The organism is Actinoplanes sp. NBC_00393 (genome assembly GCF_036053395.1).
Classification (GTDB): domain Bacteria; phylum Actinomycetota; class Actinomycetes; order Mycobacteriales; family Micromonosporaceae; genus Actinoplanes.
The window spans coordinates 5,399,645-5,414,173 of sequence record NZ_CP107942.1 but is presented as its reverse complement, the minus strand read 5'-3'; the positions used below and the strand labels follow the sequence as shown (position 1 = coordinate 5,414,173).

Below are 14,529 nucleotides of genomic sequence, written 5' to 3'. Positions count from 1 at the left end.
AGGCGCCATGACCGTCGTCATCGCCGTGCTCGGCCTGGGCGAGGCCGGCAGCCTGATCGCCACCGACCTGGCCGAGGCCGGCGCGACCGTGCAGGCCTACGACCCCAGGGTCGCGGCGCCGCCCGGTGTCCGCAACACGGCGAGTGACGCCGAGGCCTGCCGCGGCGCCTCCATAGTGCTCAGCGTCAACAGCGCGGCCGACGCCGCCGAGGCGCTGCGCGACTCACTGCCGGCCTTGCGGCCGGGCACCATCTGGGCCGATCTCAACACGGCCACCCCAGGGCTCAAAGAGAGTCTCGGTACGCTCGGCGAAGGCGCGGTACGCGTCGTCGACGTGGCCCTGATGTCCCCGGTTCCCGGCCGCGGCCTGCACACCCCGATGACCATGAGCGGTCCCGCCGCCGGGGAGCTGGCCGGTGTCCTGCGCGGCTTCGGCGCGAGCGTCGAGGTGCTGGACGGGCCGATCGGTGCGGCCGCCACCCGCAAACTGCTGCGCAGCGTCTTCTACAAGGGGATGGCCGCCGCCGTCGTGGAGGCCCTGACGGCGGCGAAGGCGGCCGGTCTGGAGGAGTGGCTGCGCGGCAACATCCGCGACGAGCTGATCCGCAGCAACGCCGCCACGCTCGACCGCCTCTGGGGCGGGTCGCACAAGCACGCCGTACGCCGCCGGGAAGAAATGGCCGCGGCTGCGGAACTCCTCGGTGACCTGGGGGTCCCCGCGCGGATCGCGCAAGCGAGCCGCGACTGGCTGGACGATCTAGTCCCGTAGCGCCAGCGCCTCGGCGGCGAGCTCGAGCAGGGCTGCCGAGGCGGCCGCCGGGTCGTCCGGCGCGGCCGGCACCGGCTCCGGCTCGAGGCAGCGGTCCAGCAGCAGCTCGGCCAGCGCGGCCCGGTCGACGATCTCGCCGGCGTCGATCCCGCCCGGCAGGATCCGGATCTCCACGGTGTCCCGGACCGGCGGGGTGTCGGTCAGCACCTGGGTCAGGTTGACGTCGAAGAACTTCGTCAGCCCGCCCGCCTTCGCCGCCCCGCGCAGCTCCTCGGTGGTCGGGTTGCCCGCCACGGCCGCGACCAGCGGCTCGGGCAGCGGCGCCAGGCGACGGCAGGCCGGATTCGTGGCCAGCAGCGCGCGCAGCGGCTGCCGCCAGTACGCGAAGAGCCGCACCAGGTTCGCCAGCGCCTCGGGCCGGCGGAACGGCCCACCGTCCAGGTGCAGGTGCACGGCGGCCTCGCGGGGCACGGTGAAGCCCAGCTCCCGCGCCGGTTCGAGCAGCTCGGCGAGCGCCTCCTGGTGATTCGCCGCGAGCGGTGGGGTGATCACCTCGCAGGGCCGTTCCCGTTCCCCGGCGAGCGGCGCCGCGAGAGCGATGGTCGCCCCGGCCACGTCGTCCAGCCGGTACACCGGGCCGTGCTGCTGGACCTCGGTCCCCCACAGGGCGGCGACCGGGTCGAGGACCTTGGCCAGGCTGCCGCCCGGGTTGCACTGGGCGGCGAGCAGGCGCAGCAGCCGCCGGTCGTCGGTCAGGATCCGGAACCAGCCCGGCACCGCGGGGGCGCTCGGGGTGAGGCCGGCGAGCAGGGTGACGTCGTCGACCAGCGTGCAGAGCAGTTCGCCGCCGGGTCGGCGTACCTCGAAGCCCTGGGTGAGATGCAGGAACCGTCCCAGGCCCGGGACCAGGGACGGTTCGCTGTCGTGGTGCCAGACCGGCCGGACGGTGCCCCCGCACCGTCCGGCCAGGTCGAACGCGAGCGTGCGCCGGCTGACGCCGGGTGGCGCCATCAGCTCGATCTCGAAGCCGATACGCCGGCGCAGGCGGGCGGTCACGGCTGGATCGGCAGGGTTTCGCCGGCCAGGATCTTGGCACCCGCCATGATCTTGGCGTCGTACGTGTCGTCCAGCTTCCAGAGCTTCGCCAGCTTCTCGGCGTCCTCGTAGTCGTACCCGGCGTCCCAGAAGGCGTTCGCCTTCTCCATCTTCTTGGCCTCGGCGACGTTCTTCGGGTCCGGCTTGACCGGCAGCTTCTTGCCGTCCAGAAGCCGCTTGCCGGCCTCGTACTTGGCGTCCGAGGGGTCGTCCAGCTTCCACAGCTTCGCCAGCTCGACCGCTTCGTCCCAGGTGTAGCCGGCGTTGAAGAAGGCGTCGAGCTGCTTGCTCGCCGCCGGGTCGGCCGGCTCCTCGGAGACCGGGGCCTCCGGCAGCGGCCGGATCGGCAGGGTCTCCCCGGCCAGCAGCCGGCGCCCGGCCTCCGCCTTGACCAGCCCGGTCTCATCGGGGTTCATGTTCCACAGGCGCGCCAGCTCCAGCGCGCTCGTGTAGTTGTACCCCGCGCCGAAATAGGCGTCCCAGCGCTCCCGGAGCTCCTTGTCGGTCGGCGGGGTGGTGGGCGTGGCCGACGGCGCGGCGGCGGCCGGCAGCACCGCGACAGGTACGGTCGCGGCCGGTCCGGACGGAAGGATGGCGGGCAGGTTCGCCACGCCGGCGATCAGGCCGGCGCTGAGCACTGCTCCACCGGCCGCCTGGACGCCGCGACGGCGCCACTTGTGCTTGCGCGCCAGCTCCTCGACCCGGGCGAAGACCATTGCCGGATCGGGAGTCTGGTTCTCGTGTGTCTCGAAGGCTTCGCGCAGCCGGTCTCGGTGCTCGGTCACGACCTCTCCTCGGCGTATTCCCGCTGCTCCCGCTCGGAGGTGAGCCGGAGTGTCTTCAGTGCCTTCGATGCGTGGCTGCGAACCGTGGCCGGGCTGCACCCGAGCAGGTCGGCGATCGCGTCGTCCTCCAGCTGCTCGTAGTAGCGCAGCACCAGGACCGCCCGTTGCCGCCGGCCCAGCAGAGCCAGACGGTGCCACAGAGCGTCGGCCTCGACCACCCCGTCGGCGTGGTCACGGACCCCGCCCCGGGCGTCGTCGATCTCGACCAGTTTCTCGCCGGCGGCGTGCACGTTGCGCGCCGCCCAGCTGCGCCGCCAGGAGAGGTACTCGTTGAGCACCATCCGCCGCACGTACGCCTCCGGTGAGTCGGCGTCGCTGATCCGCTTCCACTTGACCTGGGTTCGGGCCAGCACCTCCTGCACGACGTCCTGCGCCAGGTCGCGGTCGCCGGTGAGGACGACCGCGTACCGCAGCAGGCTCGGGAGGCGGGCCACCGCGAATTGCTCGAAGGTCACGCTCTCTTCGATGCGGCCCGGTCGTGGTTTGTGCACTGGGACTCCGAACTATTTCTCAGAGATCTTCAGGGTAGACCCCGCTAGGTAGGCGGACTGGTATGCAGTTAGTCTGCCTACATGACTCCACGGCCGTGGCTGCACGGATTCCTCGACCTCTGCCTGCTGGCCATGCTGCGCGACCAGCCCGATTACGGGTACGGGCTGGCACAGCGCCTCGCCGCGGCCGGCGTCGCCGACGTCCCCGGCGGCACGCTCTACCCGGCCCTGCTGCGGCTGGAACAGCAGGGCCTCGCCGAGCCGAGCTGGGCGCCGTCGGACGCCGGCCCGCGCCGCAAGTACTACGCGATCACCCCCACCGGCCTCGACCTGCTCGCTGCCCACACTGACGAGTGGCGCCGGTTCCGGGACGGCGTCGACTCCCTGGTCGGCTCATCGGCGACGGAGCGCACGCGATGAGCGACTGGCCCGTGCGTTTCGAAGAGGAACTGGTCCGGCTCGGTCTCCAGCCCGAGCGGGCCCGCCGGCTCAGCGCCGAGAGCGCCGAGCAGGCCGGTGAGCACGCCTGCGACCCGGCCCAGCTCTTCGGCCCCGCCCATCTGTACGCGCGGCACCTGGTCACCGAGCTCCAGGAGCCGGCTCAGGCTGCCGTTCGGTACGCGGCGGGCCCGGTCATGCTGCGGTTGACCGGGGTGGGCAAGCGCTTTCGGAGGCGTACCGTGTTCTCCGGTGTTGATCTGACCGTGCGCGGCGGCGAGGTGGCCGCGATCGTCGGCGCCAACGGCTGCGGCAAATCGACCCTGCTGCGCATCTGCGCCGGGCTGATCCGCCCGGACACGGGCACCGTGCACCGGACCCAGCGGGTCGGCTTCGTGCCGCAGGACGGCGGCACCGCCGGCTGGCTGACCGCCGAGGAACATTTCACCCTGTTCGGCGCGGCCGCCGGGATGGTGCCGCGCAAGGCCCGCTCCACCGGTACGCATCTGGCCGCCCGCCTCGCCTGGCGCCCGACCGCCGGCCAGCCCGTCCAGCAGCTCTCCGGCGGCACCCGGCAGAAGCTCAACCTGGTGCTCGGCGAGCTGCACGGGCCCGACCTGCTCCTGCTCGACGAGCCGTACCAGGGCTTCGACCAGGGGTCGTACCTGGATTTCTGGCAGCAGGTCCAGGCCTGGCGGGAGGCCGGCCGGGCGGTCGTGGTAGTCACCCACCTGCTGCACGAACTGCAGAACGTCGATCACGTGCTCGATCTGGGCGCGGTGGGAGGAAACCGATGACCGCACTCGTGGTGGCCGGGCTGTCGGCCCGGGAGATGAGCCGCCGCTGGACCGCGCTGCTCCTGCTGATCTCCCTGCCGCTCTGGTTCTACCTGGTCCGCCGCGACCTGGCCGGCCAGTCCACCCGGATGCTGGCGCTCGGCATCGGCTGGGCGGTCTCCACGCTCACCCTGTTCGTGGTGAACGCGGCCCGCGGCGTCGACCCGCGGCTGCGGCTCTCCGGGGCGTCAGTGGCCGGCATCATCGGCGGCCGGCTGATCGCCATGACCGGCGCCGGCACGGTCCTCGCCCTCGGCTACTTCGCCCTCGCCGCGCTCGACCAGGACATCCTGCACCCGTGGGCGGCCGCCCTGATGATGCTGGTCACCACACTGGTGGCGGCACCGTTCGGCAGCCTGGTCGGCGCGCTGCTGCCCCGCGAACTGGAGGGCGCGCTGGCGCTGCTCAGCGTCTGCGCGGTGCAGATGCTGGCCGACCCGGCCGGCCTGGTCGCCAAGTTCATGCCGTTCTGGGCGGCCCGCGAGATCGGCACGTACGCCATCGACGGCGGCCCGATCGACATGGTGTGGCGCGGCCTCGGCCATGCGGCCCTGATCTGGCTGCTCTGCACCGGGATCACCCTGGCGGTCTTCGCCCGGCGGCTGCGGGTGGCCCGCTACCCGGAGCCGTGAGCCCGGTAGGGTGCGCCGACGCGTGACTGGGAGATCGTTCCCGGCGTCGGAGCCGGCCCGCTGCGGTTCGGCGCCGCTCGCAGCCGGCTGCACGCCGAGCTGGGCGCGGCCGATCCGTTCCGCCGCGGCGCGGGGTCGGACCATCTGACCGACATGTTCGGCGACATGCTGATGCTCAAATGCTCCCGGGAGCACGGCCTCTACCTGATGGAGATACCCGATCCGGAGGGCCTGCGGTATCGCGGTGTCGAGCTGGCCGGCCCGGTCGATGAGGTGGTGGCGGCGCTGCGGGCCGCCGGTGTGGAGCTGGTGGCCGATGATGCGGGTTGGAGCTTCGCTGGGGGAGAGGTGGCCCTGTACGCGCCGGGTGACTCGGTGGAGGCGGTCACCCTGATCGATCGCCGGTATACGTTCGGCGCCCTGGTCGCATTGCCCCCGGGTGAGCTGGCCGTGGCCGATCCGGTCACCCGCTACCGGGTCACCGGGGACGGCCTGGGCGCGGTGCGGTTCGGCGAGAGCCGGGCCGAGGTCCGTCGGCGGATGGGTGGCGGCAATAGCTTCGAGATCCCGCCGGGGTCGATCCTCGCGGACGAGGACAGCTTCTACGCCGAGGGCCTGTCCGTCCGGTACGGCCCGGACGGACAGGTGCGGCGGATCCTCGTGAGCCGCGCCGACGAGGTGCTCCTCGACGGCGTCAACCTGCAGCCGCGCGAGCGGACCCCGCTGCGCGCGATCGGCGACGCCCTCGTCGCGGCTGGACACCGCATCAGCTACGGCGAGGCGACGCTGCATGTCGAGGGTGCCGGTGTCGAACTGCGCAGCCTGCGGCCCGGCGCCGACATGCCGGCCGCCGGGCTGGTGCTCAGCCCGGCGGAGTGATCCGGTCCGGCCAGCGCCGCCGGGTCCGGTGAGCGCCGCCGGGTCCGGTTAGCGCCGCCGGGTCCGGTGAGCGCCGCCGGGTCCGGTTAGCGCCGCCGGGTCCGGTTAGCGCCGCCGGGTCCGGTCAGCGGCGCCGGTCGGTTAGCGGGGCCGGTCGGTCAGCGGCGTCGGCGGCTGCGGCGCTTCAGGACCGAGCGGACCACCAGCAGGGCGGCGACCAGGGCGATCTGGCCGCCCAGGACGATCTTGTTGACGTCGACGGCGGGCTGCCAGTAGACCTGGCCGCCCTTCAGTACATAGACGCCGGCCGGGCGGGCGGAGAAGCCGAAGCCGCCGCCGGAGCCTTCGCCTTCCGGTTCGGAGCCGGTCTGGCCCTCGGGCGCGGAGCCGGTCTCGCCTGCCGGCTCGGATCCGGTGGCGCCGGTGCCGAAGGAGTCGTCGGCCGGCTTGGTGCGGGTCTTGTCACCGAGGGCGCCCCTGCTGCGGGCATTGATACCGAGGGCACCGCTGCCACTGCCCGAGCCGCCTCCGCCACCTCCGCTGATCACCGCCACCGGCAGGATCAGGACGCCGTCCTTCTCCACCGGGGTGCCGAAGACCCGGCCCACCGCGGCGCTGTCGGTGGCGGTCCGGGCCTGTTCCAGGATGTCACTGCTGCTGCTGTGGGATTTGCGAGCCATGGAGATCACCCTCCGTGTCGAAGCCATCCCTGACAGCCTCCCCCGCCGGGTCAACCCTGCGCGAGGTCGTGGACGCTCAAGCCGCCCAGCCCGGCGTTCCCAGCCTGATCACCGCTGCCCAGGGATCTCCATCCCAACGAACGCCCCCGGACCGTAAAGTGCCCCAGCGGCGGCTGGTCAGCGCGAGCCGCCCGTCCGGCTGCTTATGGCGTGGTTGTAGGGCGTCTGGGTGGCGGCTCGTGGGTGTGAGCCGCCCGTCAGGCAGGTAATGCCCCTGTTGTTGGGCGTCTGGGTGGCGGCTGGTGAGCGCGGGCCGCCCGTCAGGCTGGTTATGGCGTGGTTGTAGGGCGTCTGGGTGGCGGCTGGTGGGTGTGAGCCGCCCGTCAGGCAGGTAAAGCCCCTGCCGTTGGGTGCTTGGGCGGCGGCTGGTGAGCGCGGGCCGGCCATCAGGCTGGTTATGGCGCGGTTGTAGGGCGCCTGGGTGGCGGCTGGTCAGCGCGAGCCGCCCGTCAAGGTGGGTTGCGGGGTGCCTGGGCGGCGGCTGGTGACGGCGTGGTGCGGTGGGTGCGGGGTCAGTGTGGGGCGGGGGCGGTGCTGCCGCGGACGGTCAGGCGGGTCGGGACCAGGTCGGTGCCGGGGGCGGCCGGGCCGTCGTGGATCTGGTCCAGCAGGGACCGCACGCAGCGGCGCCCGACCTCGGCGAAGTCCTGGTGGACGGTGGTGAGCGGAGGAAGGTACGACCCGGCGTCCGCGATGTCGTCGAAGCCGACCACGCTGACCTCCTCCGGCACTCGCCGCCCCCGCTCATGCAGGGCCCGCAGCACCCCGAGCGCCATCTGATCGTTTGCCGCGAAGATCGCCGTGCAGGACGGATCCCCGGCCAGCCGCAGGCCGGCGTGGTAGCCGGAGTCGGCCGACCAGTCGCCGCGCTCGACCGGCGGCACCGGACGGCCCGCCTCCTCCAGCGCCGCCCGCCAGGCCCCGGCCCGGCGTTCGGCGGCGAAGGACTCGGCCGGCCCGGCCAGGTGCCACACCGTACGATGCCCGAGCTCCAGCAGGTGCCGGACCGCCTGCCGCGCCCCGTCGGCCTGGTCGGTGTCGACGACCGGGTAGCGGTCACCGGCGTCGGAGTCGACGACGACCGCGTGCACACCGGGCGGCAGGGCCACCGCCGTCGCGTCCAGCAGATGCACCTCGATGATCACGATGACCCCGTCGACGGCGAGCTCGCCCATTCTCGTGAACGCGCCGAGCACGTTGTCCTGGGTGGGCATGCCGACCGGGATGAGCGTTATCGCGTACCCCTCGGCGGCGGCGTGGGTGGCTATGGCCTCGACGGTCCGGCTGTTGCCGGTGGAGGAGAGGCCGAAAAGGATCACGCCGATGGTGTTGAAGCGGCCGTAGCGCAGCGAGCGGGCCGCGCTGTTGGGCCGGTAGCCGAGCTCGCGCATGGCGGCCTGGACCTGCTCGCGGGTGGACTCGACGACACCGGGCTGACCGTTGGCGACGCGGGAGACGGTCTGCGAGGACACCCCGGCGAGCCGGGCCACGTCGGCCATGGACACGCGCTGTTTGCGGCGCCCGCCCGGGACGTCCGAGCCGGCGCGGAGACGCTGAGTTTCGATACCCGACTCCTTGACCGCTTTGGTGACGCGTGCCACTATACGGCACACACGTTTACGTAAACATCGTGTTACGCGGCCGAAATTGTTAACGTAAACATCGAGGAGGGGGCGGCGTTTTGACTCGGCGTTCCTGGATCGGCTGGGGCTTCACCGGGCCGTTCCTCGCGGTGTTCGCGCTGGTCTTCCTCGCGCCGATCGGCTACTCGGCGTACCTCAGCGTGTTCCGCACCCAACTGGTCGGCGGCACCAGCTTCGTCGGCCTGGACAACTACACCAAGGCGCTGAGCGATCCGCAGTTCTGGGACGCGGTGACCCGGGTCGGATTGTTCCTGATCGTCCAGGTGCCGATCATGCTGTTCCTGGCGCTGCTCATCGCGCTGGCCATCGACAGCGGCCGGCTCTACGGCGCGGGCTTCTTCCGGATCTCCGTCTTCCTGCCCTACGCGGTGCCCGCCGTGGTCGCCACCCTGATGTGGGGCTTCATGTACGGCTCCCGGATCGGCCTGGTCGGCAACCTCAACGAGTCGTTCGGGTGGGCGATCCCCGACCCGCTCTCGCCCGACCTGATCCTCGCCGCCATCGGCAACATCGTGACCTGGGAGTTCGTCGGGTACAACATGATCATCCTGTACTCCGGGCTGCGCGTGGTGGACGCCGCGCTCTACGAGGCGGCGGCCATCGACGGCGCCGGCCAGTACCGGATCATCCGGGCGATCAAGCTGCCGGCGCTGCGGGGCCCGCTGGTCGTCGCCACCATCTTCTCGATCATCGGCAGTTTCCAGCTCTTCAACGAGCCGCAGATCCTGGACACCCTGGCGCCGAACTCGATCACCACCTACTTCACCCCGAACATCTACGCCTACCAGTTGTCCTTCGCCGGGCAGCAGGTCAACTACTCGGCGACCGTCGCGCTGTTGATGGGGGTGGTGACCATGCTGGTCGCGTACCTCTTCCAGCGTCGTGGCATGCGGGGAGAGCAGCGATGAGCTCGGTGCTGACCGTCCGCCCGGCGGCGAAGAAGCGCAGGCGCAGCGTCACGCTCACCCTGATCACCGCGCTGGCGCTGATCTACAGCCTGCTCCCGCTGGGGTGGCTGCTGATCAGCTCGACCAAGACCCAGGAGGGGTTGTTCAGCTCGTTCGGGCTCTGGTTCTCCGGTGACTTCGCGTTCTTCGGCAATGTCGCCGACACCTTCGCCTACCAGGACGGCATCTTCGCCCGCTGGCTGCTGAACACGCTTCTCTACGTGGTGGTCGGCGCCGGCGGGGCGACCCTGCTGGCCGCCCTGGCCGGGTACGGGCTGGCGAAATTCGCCTTCCGCGGCCGGAAGGCGGTCTTCGCTGTGGTTCTCGGCGGTGTCGCGGTGCCGCCCACCGCACTGGCCGTGCCGACCTTCCTCATGTTCGCCAAGATGGGCCTCACCGACACCCCGTGGGCGATCATCATCCCCGCGCTGGTGTCCCCGTTCGGCCTCTACCTGATGTGGACGTACTCCGCGGAGGCGGTGCCCGACGAGATCCTGGAGTCCGCCCGGGTGGACGGCGCGGGCGAATTCAAGATCTTCTTCTCGCTGGCGTTGCCGCTGCTCGCGCCCGGCTTCGTCACGGTCCTGCTGTTCAACACCGTGGCCACCTGGAACAACTTCTTCCTGCCGCTGATCATGCTGAAGGATCCCAACCTCTATCCGCTGACCCTGGGCCTCTATTCGTGGGCCGAGCAGGCCAGCACGGTCGGCGGTGACGTCGTCTACAACCTCGTCATCACCGGATCGCTGCTCACCATCGTCCCGCTCATCGCGGCCTTCCTGCTGCTGCAGCGTTACTGGCAGTCCGGTCTGGCCGCGGGAAGCGTCAAGCAGTGAAAACCTTGAAGGGAAGCGCCATGATGATCACCCGCCGGCGCGCGCTCCTCGGCGCCGCCCTGTCGATAACCCTCCTGGCTGCCGGCTGCGGCGGCGACTCCGACGATCCCACCGACCAGAAAGCGGCCACCACCACGGTCTCCGACGCGGACGTGCAGGCCGCGCTGGAGGCCGGCGGCACGATCACCGTCTGGGCCTGGGAGCCGACCCTCAAGCAGGTCGTCGCCGACTTCCAGAAGAAGTATCCGAAAGTGAAGGTCGACCTGGTCAACTCGGGCACCGGCAACGACGCGTACACCGCTCTGCAGAACGCGATCACAGCCGGCACCGGCGTCCCGGACGTGGCCCAGATCGAGTACTACGCGCTGCCCCAGTTCGCCCTGGCCAAGAACGTCACCGATCTGAACACGTTCGGCGCGGCCGGCCTGGACGGCACGTTCACCCCGGGCACCTGGAACTCGGTGCACGCCGGGGAGGCCATCTACGGCCTGCCGATGGACTCCGGGCCGATGGCCCTGTTCTACAACAAGGAGGTCTTCGACAAGCACGGCGTCGCGGTGCCGGCCACCTGGGAGGAGTACGCGGCCGCCGCCGAGAAGCTGCACGCGGCCGACCCGAAGGTCTACATCACCAGCGACAGCGGCGACGCCGGCTTCACCACCAGCATGATCTGGCAGGCCGGGGGCAAGCCCTACACCGTGGACGGTACGAACGTCGGCGTCAACTTCGCCGACCCGGGCGCCCAGAAGTGGACCGGCCTGTGGCAGCCGCTGATCGACAAGAAGCTGCTCAACCCGGTGCCCGGCTGGAGTGACGGCTGGTACCAGGGCCTCGCCGACGGCACCATCGCCTCCCTGGTGATCGGCGCCTGGATGCCGGCCAACCTGGAGTCCGGTGTGAAGGCCGGCAACGGCAAGTGGCGGGTCGCCCCGATGCCGCAGTGGGACGCCGGTGGCAAGGCCACGTCGGAGAACGGCGGCAGCTCGATCGCGATCCCGGAGAAGGCCGCCAACAAGAACCTCGCGTACGGGTTCCTCAAGTACGCGACGGTCGACGAGGGCGCGGCCAGCCGGTCCGCGAACGGCGCCTTCCCGGCCACCACCAAGGAGCTGGGCTCGCCGGAGTTCCTGGGCAAGGAGTTCCCGTACTTCGGCGGCCAGAAGGTCAACGAGGTTCTCGCCGCGTCCGCCGGGCAGGTCGTCCCCGGCTGGTCGTACCTGCCCTTCCAGGTCTACGCCAACAGCATTTACGGCGACACCGTCGGCAAGGCGTACATCGGGCAGGGAACCCTGCAGGACGGGCTGAAGTCCTGGCAGGATGCGTCCATCAAGTACGGCCAGGAGCAGGGCTTCACGGTTAAATGACATCGAGCAACGAGCCCCGGCGCTGGCTTCGCCGCGCCGGGGCGGCGCGTCTGGAGTTCGGCGCCGACTACAACCCCGAGCAGTGGCCGCGCGAGGTCTGGGACGAGGACGTACGCGCGATGCGTGCCGCCGGCGTCACGATCGTCTCCCTCGCCATCTTCTCCTGGGCCCGGATCCAGCCGCGCGACGGCGAGTACGACTTCGCCTGGCTGGACGAGGTGATGGACCTGCTGCACGCCAACGGCATCGCCGTCGACCTGGCCACCGCCACCGCCTCCCCGCCGCCGTGGCTGACCACGAAACACCCGGAGATCCTGCCGGTGAACCGGGAGGGCAACACCGTCTGGCCGGGCGCCCGGCAGCACTGGCGGCCCACCTCACCGGTCTTCCGCCGGTACGCGCTGGACCTAGTCCGGACGCTGGCCACCCGGTACGCCGAGCACCCGGCCCTGGTCGCCTGGCACGTCAACAACGAACTGGGCTGCCACAACGTCTACGACTTCTCCGACGACGCCGCGCTCGCCTTCCGCGACTGGCTGCAGGCCCGGTACGGCACCATCGCCGCTCTGAACGACGCCTGGGGCACCGCCTTCTGGTCGCAGCGCTACGACACCTTCGACGAGATCGTGCCGCCGCGGATCGCCGCCTCGCACCCGAACCCCACCCAGCAGCTCGACTTCCGGCGGTTCTCCTCGGACGCGCTCAAGGACCACCTGCGCGCCGAACGGGCGGTGCTGCGCGAGTTGACCCCGGACGTGCCGGTCACCACCAACTTCATGGTGATGGGCCTGCAGAACCCGATGAACTACGCGGACTGGGCGGCCGAGGTCGACTTCGTCTCGAACGACCACTACGTGGTGCCCGGACCGCAGGCCCGCGACGAGCTGTCCTTCTCGGCCAACCTGACCGGTAACATCGCCGGCGGCCGGCCGTGGTTCCTGATGGAACACTCGACCAGCGCGGTCAACTGGCAGCCGGTCAACCTGCCGAAGAAGCCGGGTGAGCTGGCCCGGGACTCGCTCACGCACGTGGCGCACGGCGCGGACGCGGTCTGCTTCTTCCAATGGCGGCAGTCCAAGGCCGGCGCGGAGAAGTACCACTCGGCGATGCTGCCGCACGCCGGGACCGAAAGCGCGGTCTTCCGGGCGGTCACCGACCTGGGTACGCGACTGCGGGAACTGGCCCCGGTGGCCGGCTCCTCGCGGCGGCGGGCCGAGGTCGGCATCGTGTTCGACTGGGAGTCGTGGTGGGTGTCCGAACACGACTCGCACCCCACCGACCGGCTGCGCTACCGGCAGGAAGCCCTCGACTGGTACACCGCGCTGCTCAACCACGGAATCCGCGCTGATGTGGTGCCGACCGGTGGGCCGCTGGAGAGCTACCGGGTGCTGATCGCGCCGGTCCTGCACGTCGTGCCGGCCGCGCTGGCCGAGCGGCTGCGGGCGTACGTGGCGGACGGCGGGCACCTGATCACCACGTACTTCTCCGGGATCGTCGACGAGAACGACCACGTGTGGCTCGGCGGCTACCCGGGGGCGCTGCGGGACCTGCTCGGCATCCGGATCGAGGAGTTCGCGCCGTTGCTCGACGGCGAGAGCGTGGAACTGGACAACGGCACCACGGGCACGATCTGGACCGACCGGATCGACGTCGCCGGCGACACCGAGATCGTCTCCCGGTACAAGACCGGGGAGCAGGCGGAACGCGCGGCGGTCACGCGCCGGGTGGCCGGTGAGGGGTCGGCGGCGTACGTCTCCACCCGGCTCGGTGCGGACGGACTGACCACGCTGCTGCCCGCCCTGCTCGGGCCCACCGGGGTGGGCAGTGAGCTGCCGCCCGGCCTGCGCGGCCCGGTCGAACTGGCGGTCCGCGGTGATCACTGGTTCCTGATCAACCGGACCGATCTGCCGGTCGATCTCGGTGGCTTGCCCGGCGCGCCGGACACGCTCGAGCCGCGCGCTGTCGTGATCATCCGCCGGGACTGAGGGGTGGTGGCCCGGCCGGAGGGCCCAGGCCGGGCCACCACGTCACAGCGGCGACCGCGGGACGAACCCGGTCGCCCGCTCCCCGGTGCTCTCGCGGAGCACCAGCCGATCGCGGTCGGCGACCACGTGCCGGTCCGGATAATTGACCGACCGCAGGGCCAGGGCGGTGTTCTGCCGAATTACCACAGTGCAGAATGTGGCGTCCAGATCGAACAGTTCGGAACGGTCGGATCGGTCGAGCCGGATTTCAAAGTTGCGGTGGCGCAGATAATATCCGGGAAAGTTTACTGATTCCAAGGAATAGCAGTTCGCATTTGCCCGCCCGGCGCGCACGGTGAAGCGCGAGTCGGCCCGGTCCAGATCGCTGCTGCCGGCGGTGACCGGGTCCAGCCGGCCCAGGTAGTTGCGGTGGCGCACCCGCGAGCCGGGCCGGTCGGCCGCCTCCAGGCCGATCGTGGCACCGGTGACGAGCCGCGGCGGCGCCGGCTTCGCGGGTTTGCTCGCCGGTGGCTTGGCCGGATTCGGCTTCCGGGACGGGCTGCGCGGCGCGGTGGTGGCGGCCGGTGTCGTCGGCACTGCCTGCTTCGTCGTGCTCGACCCGTTCGGGTTCGGCAGCAGGGAGATCGTCTCGCCCGGCTCGAGCGGGAAGTTCGGCAGCACCGGCTTGGGGAACTCCGTCCGGGCGGCCACCGGTGCCGGCGCGTCGTCGTCACCGAGTCCGAAAGCGACCACGGCGGTGGTCGCGCACGCCAGCGCCACGGCGGCGGCCAGCACGAGGCGGCCACGGGACTGCGGCGTACCGGCGGGGCCGGGGCCGAGCGCGCGGCGTTGCGTGCCGCGGGGGAGGGGCGGCCGCCCACCGGGGCGGACGCGTGGTCCTGGTGCGGAATCGTCCGGTGAATACGGCGGAACCCAGCCCCCTACCCGGAGGCCGTCCTGGGTATCGTCGTCCGGCATCAAATTCGCTCTCTGCAGACTCACTTAATGTTCCGATAATGATCTACCGGGATCGGTGTCCCAGGGCAAGAG

At 71.1% G+C, this 14,529-nt stretch carries 15 protein-coding genes; 9 read left to right on the top strand and 6 right to left on the bottom strand.

The features are described from left to right. The first annotated feature begins 7 nt into the window (after positions 1 to 7). Positions 8 to 769 (top strand): NAD(P)-dependent oxidoreductase, encoded by a 762-nt coding sequence (locus OHA21_RS25260; protein WP_328477734.1) that lies wholly within the window; start codon positions 8 to 10, stop codon positions 767 to 769. Here OHA21_RS25260 and OHA21_RS25255 read toward each other — a convergent pair. The 3 genes from OHA21_RS25255 to OHA21_RS25245 are packed head-to-tail and all read right to left on the bottom strand — an operon-like array spanning position 758 to position 3,164. Continuing rightward, positions 758 to 1,825, bottom strand: a complete 1,068-nt coding sequence (locus OHA21_RS25255; RefSeq protein WP_328477731.1) for an amidoligase family protein — start codon at positions 1,823 to 1,825, stop codon at positions 758 to 760. The two genes, OHA21_RS25260 and OHA21_RS25255, sit on opposite strands and share 12 nt — an antisense overlap. Further along, positions 1,822 to 2,649 (bottom strand): hypothetical protein, encoded by an 828-nt coding sequence (locus OHA21_RS25250; RefSeq protein ID WP_328477729.1) that lies wholly within the window; start codon positions 2,647 to 2,649, stop codon positions 1,822 to 1,824. Before OHA21_RS25250 ends, OHA21_RS25255 begins: the two co-directional genes overlap by 4 nt. Next, positions 2,646 to 3,164 carry a SigE family RNA polymerase sigma factor gene (locus OHA21_RS25245; RefSeq protein WP_328477727.1) on the bottom strand — a complete coding sequence of 173 codons (519 nt, stop codon included), beginning with the start codon at positions 3,162 to 3,164 and terminating at the stop codon, positions 2,646 to 2,648. Before OHA21_RS25245 ends, OHA21_RS25250 begins: the two co-directional genes overlap by 4 nt. A 117-nt stretch (positions 3,165 to 3,281) precedes the next feature. Here OHA21_RS25245 and OHA21_RS25240 point away from each other — a divergent pair, with 117 nt between their 5' ends. The 4 genes from OHA21_RS25240 (at position 3,282) to OHA21_RS25225 (ending at position 5,985) form a co-directional block, all read left to right on the top strand. Then, complete coding sequence (locus OHA21_RS25240) at positions 3,282 to 3,620, top strand: PadR family transcriptional regulator (RefSeq protein WP_328477726.1); 339 nt, start codon at positions 3,282 to 3,284, stop codon at positions 3,618 to 3,620. Next, positions 3,617 to 4,435 (top strand): ABC transporter ATP-binding protein, encoded by an 819-nt coding sequence (locus OHA21_RS25235; RefSeq protein ID WP_328477725.1) that lies wholly within the window; start codon positions 3,617 to 3,619, stop codon positions 4,433 to 4,435. The genes OHA21_RS25240 and OHA21_RS25235 overlap by 4 nt, the downstream gene beginning before the upstream one ends. Beyond that, positions 4,432 to 5,106 carry a hypothetical protein gene (locus OHA21_RS25230; RefSeq protein WP_328477723.1) on the top strand — a complete coding sequence of 225 codons (675 nt, stop codon included), beginning with the start codon at positions 4,432 to 4,434 and terminating at the stop codon, positions 5,104 to 5,106. The genes OHA21_RS25235 and OHA21_RS25230 overlap by 4 nt, the downstream gene beginning before the upstream one ends. A 165-nt stretch (positions 5,107 to 5,271) precedes the next feature. Continuing rightward, entirely contained in the window at positions 5,272 to 5,985 is a 714-nt protein-coding gene (locus tag OHA21_RS25225; RefSeq protein WP_328477721.1) for a hypothetical protein, read from the top strand. Between the two features lie 158 nt (positions 5,986 to 6,143). Here the strand turns inward: OHA21_RS25225 and OHA21_RS25220 are convergent, their stop codons facing one another. Further along, positions 6,144 to 6,665: a hypothetical protein gene (locus OHA21_RS25220; RefSeq protein WP_328477719.1), complete on the bottom strand. Its 522-nt coding sequence runs from the start codon at positions 6,663 to 6,665 to the stop codon at positions 6,144 to 6,146. A 572-nt stretch (positions 6,666 to 7,237) separates the two neighbouring features. Then, entirely contained in the window at positions 7,238 to 8,326 is a 1,089-nt protein-coding gene (locus tag OHA21_RS25215) for a LacI family DNA-binding transcriptional regulator (RefSeq protein WP_328477717.1), read from the bottom strand. A gap of 80 nt (positions 8,327 to 8,406) precedes the next feature. On the opposite strand from OHA21_RS25215, the gene OHA21_RS25210 reads away from it, so the two are divergent. Genes OHA21_RS25210 through OHA21_RS25195 form a run of 4 tightly spaced genes read left to right on the top strand, consistent with a single transcriptional unit; the run spans position 8,407 to position 13,500 of the window. Beyond that, positions 8,407 to 9,276: a carbohydrate ABC transporter permease gene (locus OHA21_RS25210; protein ID WP_328477715.1), complete on the top strand. Its 870-nt coding sequence runs from the start codon at positions 8,407 to 8,409 to the stop codon at positions 9,274 to 9,276. Then, positions 9,273 to 10,151: a carbohydrate ABC transporter permease gene (locus tag OHA21_RS25205; RefSeq protein WP_328477713.1), complete on the top strand. Its 879-nt coding sequence runs from the start codon at positions 9,273 to 9,275 to the stop codon at positions 10,149 to 10,151. The genes OHA21_RS25210 and OHA21_RS25205 overlap by 4 nt, the downstream gene beginning before the upstream one ends. Then, positions 10,148 to 11,515, top strand: coding sequence for an ABC transporter substrate-binding protein (locus tag OHA21_RS25200; protein ID WP_328477711.1), 1,368 nt, complete (start codon positions 10,148 to 10,150; stop codon positions 11,513 to 11,515). The genes OHA21_RS25205 and OHA21_RS25200 overlap by 4 nt, the downstream gene beginning before the upstream one ends. After that, positions 11,512 to 13,500 carry a beta-galactosidase gene (locus OHA21_RS25195; protein ID WP_328477709.1) on the top strand — a complete coding sequence of 663 codons (1,989 nt, stop codon included), beginning with the start codon at positions 11,512 to 11,514 and terminating at the stop codon, positions 13,498 to 13,500. The genes OHA21_RS25200 and OHA21_RS25195 overlap by 4 nt, the downstream gene beginning before the upstream one ends. Positions 13,501 to 13,542: 42 nt before the next feature. Here the strand turns inward: OHA21_RS25195 and OHA21_RS25190 are convergent, their stop codons facing one another. Beyond that, positions 13,543 to 14,457: an AbfB domain-containing protein gene (locus OHA21_RS25190; protein ID WP_328477707.1), complete on the bottom strand. Its 915-nt coding sequence runs from the start codon at positions 14,455 to 14,457 to the stop codon at positions 13,543 to 13,545. Between the last annotated feature and the right edge of the window lie 72 nt (positions 14,458 to 14,529).